We start from the raw sequence: 6838 nt of genomic DNA, 5'->3' as shown, positions 1-6838 counted from the left end.
GCGGCGGCCTGTTCCCGGGCCCCCCCGCAACCCTCTCGAAAAACAGGAGGTTTCCATGACACCCCTCGATGCAAACACCCCCTCCCCCTTCCACGAAGGCGAACAGGAGATGCAGCGCCGCACCGGCAAGCGCGAGATGATGGAGACCTTCGGCCGCCGGGTGATCCGCAGCTTCATGCCGGATCAGCACCGTCTGTTCTATGCCCAGCTGCCGTTCCTGGCAGCGGGTGCCGTGGACAGCGAAGGCTGGCCCTGGGCAAGCCTGCTGAGCGGCCCGCCCGGTTTCGCCGCCTCCCCGGACCCGCAGCACCTGGATATCGCGCTGCAGCCGGACACCCGTGATCCGGTGCAGGCCGCGATCCGCGAAGGTGCCGCGCTTGGGATGCTTGGGATTGAGCTGCACAGCCGCCGCCGCAACCGGGTCAACGGGCGGGTGTCTGCGGCCGGTCCCGATGGCTTTACCCTGCGCGTCGACCAGTCCTTCGGCAATTGCCCGCAGTATATCCAGCTGCGCGGGCTTGAACCCGCCAAACAGCACACCCCGGCGCAGCCGCAGCACTTCACCGGCTTCGACAGCCGCCACACCGCGCTGATCGCCTGGGCCGACATGTTCTTTGTCGCCAGCCACATCCCCGCCGCCAGCCGCCCGGAACGCGAAGGCGTCGATGTCTCGCACCGCGGCGGGCGGCCCGGCTTTGTCCGCATCGACGGCAACAGCCTGACCATCCCCGATTTCCCGGGCAACAACCACTTCAACACGCTGGGGAATTTCCTGCTGAACCCGCGCGCGGGCCTGGTGTTCCCGGATTTCACCACCGGCAGCCTGCTGCTGCTGACCGGCACCGTCGAGCTGCTGGACGAAACGCACCCGGAGGTCACCGCCTTCCACGGCGCTGAGCGCGGCTGGCGGTTCACCCTGCACAAGGGCACCTGGCTGGAAGGCATCCTGCCCCTCCGCGCCGAACGCGGTGCCTTTTCGCCCAATACGCTGATGACCGACACCTGGGCAGAGGCCGAGGCCCGCGCCAAGCTGGAGGAACAGCGCAACGCCTGGCGCCGCTACCGGGTTGCACGGACGGAGATGGAAAGCACCGTGATCCGCTCCTTCTACCTGGAGCCGGAGGACGGCGGCCCGCTGCTGCCCTCCGAGGCCGGCCAGTTCCTGACCATCCGCATCACGCCGCCCGGCGCACAGAAGGCGCTGGTGCGGACCTACACCGTGTCCTCCGCCCCCGGTGAGGGCCACTACCGCATCTCGGTCAAGCGCGAAGAGGCCGGCACCGTATCCCGCCACTTGCACGCCCACCTAAAAACGGGCGCGGTGATCGAGGCCAAGGCGCCGCGCGGCGGGTTCTTCCTGGACACCACAGCGGATCGCCCGGCGGTTTTGATCGCCGGCGGCGTCGGCGTCACCCCGATGATCGCCATGGCCCGCCACGCGCTGCGCGAGGGGGTCCGCACCCGGCAGATGCGCCCGCTGACCATCCTGCACGCGGCCCGCACCACTCAGGAACGCGCCTTTGCCCGCGAATTCCGCAATCTGGAGCAGGCCTCCGGCGGACAGATCCACTATGTCTCGCTGATCAGCGCGCCAGCCGCGAAGGACACGGCGGGCCAGGACTTCGATCATGCCGGACGGCTCAGCGCCGGGGTCCTACAGCAAGCGCTGCCGCAGACCGGCGCCGATATCTATCTCTGCGGTCCGGGCGGTTTCATGCAGGCGGCCTATGACGGCCTGCTGGATCTTGGGGTCCAGGATGCAGACATCCATGCCGAGGCTTTCGGGCCGTCCGCGCTGCAACGCGCCACAGACGCCCCAAATCTCCGGGACGCGATACCCGAAGCGGACACCGCCATCGTCCGCTTCAAAAAATCCGGTTTCGAACAGCCCTGGACCCCGGCGGACGGCACCCTGCTGGAGCTGGCCGAAAGCCACGGGCTGACGCCGGAGTTCAGCTGCCGCAGTGGCAATTGCGGCAGCTGCGCCACCCGGCTTCTGGCGGGCAAACTCGCCTACCGCACCCCGCCCTCCGCCGCGCCCGAGGACGGCGACGCCCTGATCTGCTGCGCGGTCCCGGCAACGGACACGATCGAGCTGGATCTCTGACCCTGCCCTGCTCCTGATACCACCGCGCAAGATTTCTCTGGACAAGTGTGTCCAGGATCGCCGATGAATTGGACAACAATGTCCAAAGGGTGGATTCGCGGGCCTCCCCGCTGGCCCGGCGGTGTCAGACAGGGAGCAAAGCCATGAAGTCGCACTATCGTGCCGTTGTCATCGGGGGCGGCGTTGTCGGCGCCTCCGTCCTCTATCACCTGGCCAAGTTCGGCTGGACCGACGTCTGCCTGATTGAGCGTTCGGTGCTGACCGCCGGCTCCAGCTGGCACGCCGCGGGCGGCTTTCACGCGCTGAACGCCGACCCGAACATCGCCTCGCTTCAGGCCTATACCATCGACCTCCTGTCCGAGATCGAAAAGGAATCCGGCCAGTCTGTCGGCATGCACATGACCGGCGGCATGACCCTGGCAGGCACCCCGGACCGCTGGGAATGGCTGCAATCGGCCTATCGCACCTTCCAGTCGATCGGCATCGACGACTGCCGTCTGATCACCCCGCAGGAAGCAGGCGAGCTCTGCCCGATCATGTCCACCGAGGGCATCATCGGCGGCATGTGGGCCGACCGCGAGGGGTATGTCGACACCACCGGCACCGTCCACGCCTATGCCGGCGCCGCCAAGAAGCGCGGCGCGGAAGTCATTGAGCACAACCGCGTGCTGGAGCTGCACCAGGTGGAGGACGGCTGGCAGGTCGTCACTGAGAAGGGCACCATCCACGCCGAACATGTGGTCAACGCCGCTGGCCTCTGGGCCAAGCAGGTGGGCCGCATGGCGGGCATCGAACTGCCGGTCTCGCCCTTGAACCACCACTACCTGATCTCCGACACCATCCCCGAACTGGAACAGCTCGACTTCGAGGTGCCGATGACCGTGGACCTGGAGGGCTTCACCTATATGCGCCAGGACCAGAAGGGCATTCTGCTGGGCATCTACGAGATCGACCACGAGCACTGGATGATGGACGGTGCGCCCTGGGAATACGGGTTTGAGCTGCAGCAGGAAGACCCCGACCGGATCGAGCGCGAACTGACCCTGGGCTTCGAACGCTACCCGGCGCTGCAGACCACCGGTGTGAAAACCTGGGTCAACGGCGCCTTCACCTTTGCCCCCGACGGCAACCCGCTGGTCGGCCCGGTGCGCGGCAAGCCCGGCTACTGGTGCGCCTGCGGCGTGATGGCGGGCTTCCTGCAGGGCGGCGGCGTCGGCAAATCTCTGGCCGAATGGATGATCCACGGCGAGCCGGAGGCCGATGTGTTCGGCATGGATGTGGCCCGTTTCGGCGACTACGCCCAGAACAAGCGCTTCATCAAGGAAACCACAGGCCAGTTCTACACCCGCCGCTTCGTGATGACCTACCCGAACGAGCAGTTGCCCGCTGGCCGTCCGCTGAAGAAGGCCCCCGCCTACTCGGACATGACCCGCGCAGGCTGCCGCTGGGGCGCCAGCTACGGGCTGGAAGTCCCGCTCTATTTTGCCCCGTCGGAAGACTTCACCGAAACCCCGACCCTGAAACGCTCCAACGCCTTTGAGATCGTCGCAGAGGAATGCAGGGCCGTGCGCGAGGCTGTCGGCCTCCTGGACATCTCCGCCTTCTCGCGGTTCGAGGTCACGGGGACAGGGGCTGAAGCCTGGCTCAACCGCCTCATGGCCTCGAAACTGCCGAAGCCCGGCCGCGCCAAACTGGCGCCGATGCTGTCGCCCGAAGGCCGTCTCAAGGGCGACCTCACCGTATTCAACTGGGGGGACGGCACCTGGTGGATCATGGGCAGCTACTACCTGCGCGAATGGCACATGCGCTGGTTCCAGGACCACATGGGCGAGGGCGTCGAGGTGCGCGACGTGACGGACGCCGTCACCGGCTTCAGCCTCTCCGGCCCGAACAGCCGCAAGGTGCTGGAAAAGCTGACTGACGGCCCCATCGCAGACCTCCCCTTCATGGGCTGCGGCACCTTCGACATCGGCATGCTGCGCCTCAAGGTCGGGCGCCTCTCGGTCGCCGGTGAGCTGGGCTATGAGCTCCACTGCTCCGCCGCCGAGCACATCACCCTGCGCGAAACCCTGCTGGAGGCTGGCGCCGACCTCGGCATTCGCGAATACGGTTTCAACGCGCTGCTATCGCTGCGGCTGGAGAAAAGCTTCGGCATCTGGAGCGCGGAATTCACCCAAGGCTACACCGCAGCGCAAACCGGCATGGACCGCTGGATCGACTGGGACAAGGATTTCATTGGCCGCGGCGCCGCGCTGAAGGAACGTGACGCAGGCGGCCCGGCGCAGGTCCTGGTGACACTGGAGGTGGACGCAACGGACGCCGACGCCAGCGGCTACGAACCGGTCTGGCAGGGCGAAACCCGCGTCGGCTTTGTCACCTCCGGCGGCTATGGCCATACCGTGGGCAAATCGCTCGCCATGGCAATGGTGGACCGCGACGCCGCCGCAGAGGGCACCGGACTGACCGTCCATATCGTCGGCCAGGAACGCGCCGCCCGCGTGATTGCACCCTCCCCCTACGACCCCTCCGGCAAAGCGATGAGAGGCTGACACGATGACCATCGAAAATGAAGGCAATACCCGCGGACGCCGGCGGCGGGGACGCGGGGCGGAGGCCGCCCCGGCCCCGCAGCGCCAGGTAAACTACCGCCAGCTCAAGAACCCCTTCCCGCTGATGGAGGTCTTTCCCGCGCATCAGATTGCGGACATGCATGAAACCGCGCTGAAGATGCTGGAAGAGCTGGGCATGAAGGTGCTGCTGCCCGAGGCCCGCAAGATCTACGCCAAGGGCGGCGCCCGCGTCGATGAAGACAGCGAAATGGTCTATATCGGCCGCGACATGGTGGAGGCGGCGCTGGCCACCGCGCCCCGCTCGATCACCTGCCGGGCCGGGGCAAGGGACCGCGACATCACGCTGGAACTCGGCAGCCTGGTGTTCCAGGCAGGCGCCGGCGCGCCCAATGCCACCGATCTGGAGCGCGGCCGCCGCCCCGGCTCAGCCCGGGACTATCTGGAATACCTCAAGCTCACCCATCACTTCGACGTCTTCCACATGATCTCGCCGCAGGTGGAGCCGCAGGACGTGCCCGTGCACCTGCGCCATTACTTCACCACCGAGGCGCAGATGACGCTGACGGACAAGTTCCCCTTCATCTTCTCGCGCGGGACGCCGCAGGTGATGGACTGTTTCGAGATGATCCGCGATTTCCGCGGCCTGTCGGACGCCGAATTCCGGTCCGAGCCGCGCTGCTACACCATCATCAACACCAACAGCCCGCGCACGCTGGACATTCCGATGGCGCAGGGGCTGATTGACTTTGCCCGCCACGGCCAGGTCTCGATCATCACGCCATTCACCCTGATGGGGGCAATGGCGCCGATCACCGTTGCCGGCTCCATTACCCTCAGCCATGCGGAGGTGCTGGCGGCGCTGACGCTGACCCAGCTCACGAACCCCGGCGCGCCGGTGTGTTACGGCACCTTCACCTCCAACGTGGACATGAAATCCGGCGCGCCTGCCTTCGGCACCCCTGCGCATTTCCAGGCCTCGCTGGCCGCAGGCCAGCTGGCACGCTTCCTCGGCCTGCCCTGGCGGTCGGCGGCGGGGTCGGCCTCGAACACCAACGACGTGCAGGCGGCCAATGAAAACCAGATGGGCCTCTGGGGCTGCCTGATGGCCGGCGCCACGGTGATCATCCACTCGGCCGGCTGGCTGGAGGGCGGGCTGACGGTGTCCTATGAGAAACTGATCACCGACGCTGAGGTCCTCAACATGATTGCCGAACTCTGCGCGGGCGCCCAGGCGGGGGCGGATGAAATCGGCTACGCCAGCGCGCTGTCGCAGGTGGAGCCGCAGGGGCATTTCTTTGCCGCCCCCCAGACCATGGAACGCTACAGCACCGAATTCTATGAGCCGGTGGTGCATGACTATGCCAATTTCGGCACCTGGACCGAACGCGGCAGCCTTGACGCCAATCAGCGGGCCACCCGGGTCTGGAAGGACATCCTGGCCCGTGATAACCGGCCTCAAACGGATGAAACCCGCGTTGACGCCCTCAAGAGCTTCATCGCCAAACGCACCACCGAGGGCGGCGCCCCGCCGGAGAGCTGATATGACCAGACGCGCGGCTCCTGTGCTGCACCGGGACAACCCGGACAAGGAACCGCTCAGCGGCCATGTGAAGGTTACGCCGGAGGACTGGCTGAACGTGGCCCGCGACCTGCTGGTCAGCGAAGGCGTGGCCGGGGTCAAGGTGCTGGCCATCGGTGAGCGTCTGGGGGTCTCGCGCTCCAGCTTCTACTGGTACTTCAAGAGCCGCAAACACCTGCTGGAGGCGCTGCTGGACGATTGGGAGGCCCGCAACACCGCGCCGATCCTGACCCATTGCAAATTGCCAGCTGACAACATTTCCTGGGCGGTCTGCAATTTCTTCCGCTGTTTCGTCGATCCGGACCTGTTCGACGCGTCCCTGGATTTTGCGGTCCGCGAATGGTCGCGCCGCGACGGCAAGGTGCGCAACCGCATCGACGCGGCGGATGCGCTGCGGCTCAAGGCGGTGACCGCCATGTTCGAGCGCCACGGCTACAGCCCTTATGAGGCCGACACCCGCGCCCGGATCCTCTATTTCATGCAATGCGGCTACCACGCGCTGGAAGTCCGCGAGCCGATGCAAGCCCGCACCGCGCGGCTGGAGGGCTATCTGCTGGGGTTCACCGGGGTGGCGCCTGATCC

General features: G+C 66.6%; 4 protein-coding genes. All 4 read left to right on the top strand.

Going from position 1 to position 6838, the window contains the following annotated elements:
* Nucleotides 1-55 precede the first annotated feature (55 nt).
* Nucleotides 56-2107, top strand: a complete 2052-nt coding sequence (locus ACFMBG_RS12295; protein WP_421054995.1) for a 2Fe-2S iron-sulfur cluster-binding protein — start codon at nt 56-58, stop codon at nt 2105-2107.
* A 143-nt stretch (nt 2108-2250) separates the two neighbouring features.
* A complete protein-coding gene (locus tag ACFMBG_RS12290) occupies nt 2251-4656 on the top strand; it encodes a GcvT family protein (protein ID WP_421054994.1) in 2406 nt (801 codons plus the stop codon).
* A 4-nt stretch (nt 4657-4660) separates the two neighbouring features.
* Entirely contained in the window at nt 4661-6217 is a 1557-nt protein-coding gene (locus ACFMBG_RS12285; RefSeq protein ID WP_421054993.1) for a trimethylamine methyltransferase family protein, read from the top strand.
* 1 nt (nt 6218) lies between these two features.
* On the top strand, nt 6219-6838 hold a 620-nt coding region (locus ACFMBG_RS12280), incomplete at its 3' end, for a TetR/AcrR family transcriptional regulator (protein WP_421054992.1).

Origin of the sequence: Leisingera coralii, assembly GCF_049056525.1 — a bacterium.
Taxonomy (GTDB): Bacteria; Pseudomonadota; Alphaproteobacteria; order Rhodobacterales; family Rhodobacteraceae; genus Leisingera; species Leisingera coralii.
Note: the sequence above shows the minus strand (reverse complement) of the source record. Positions and strands in the feature narration are given on the sequence as shown.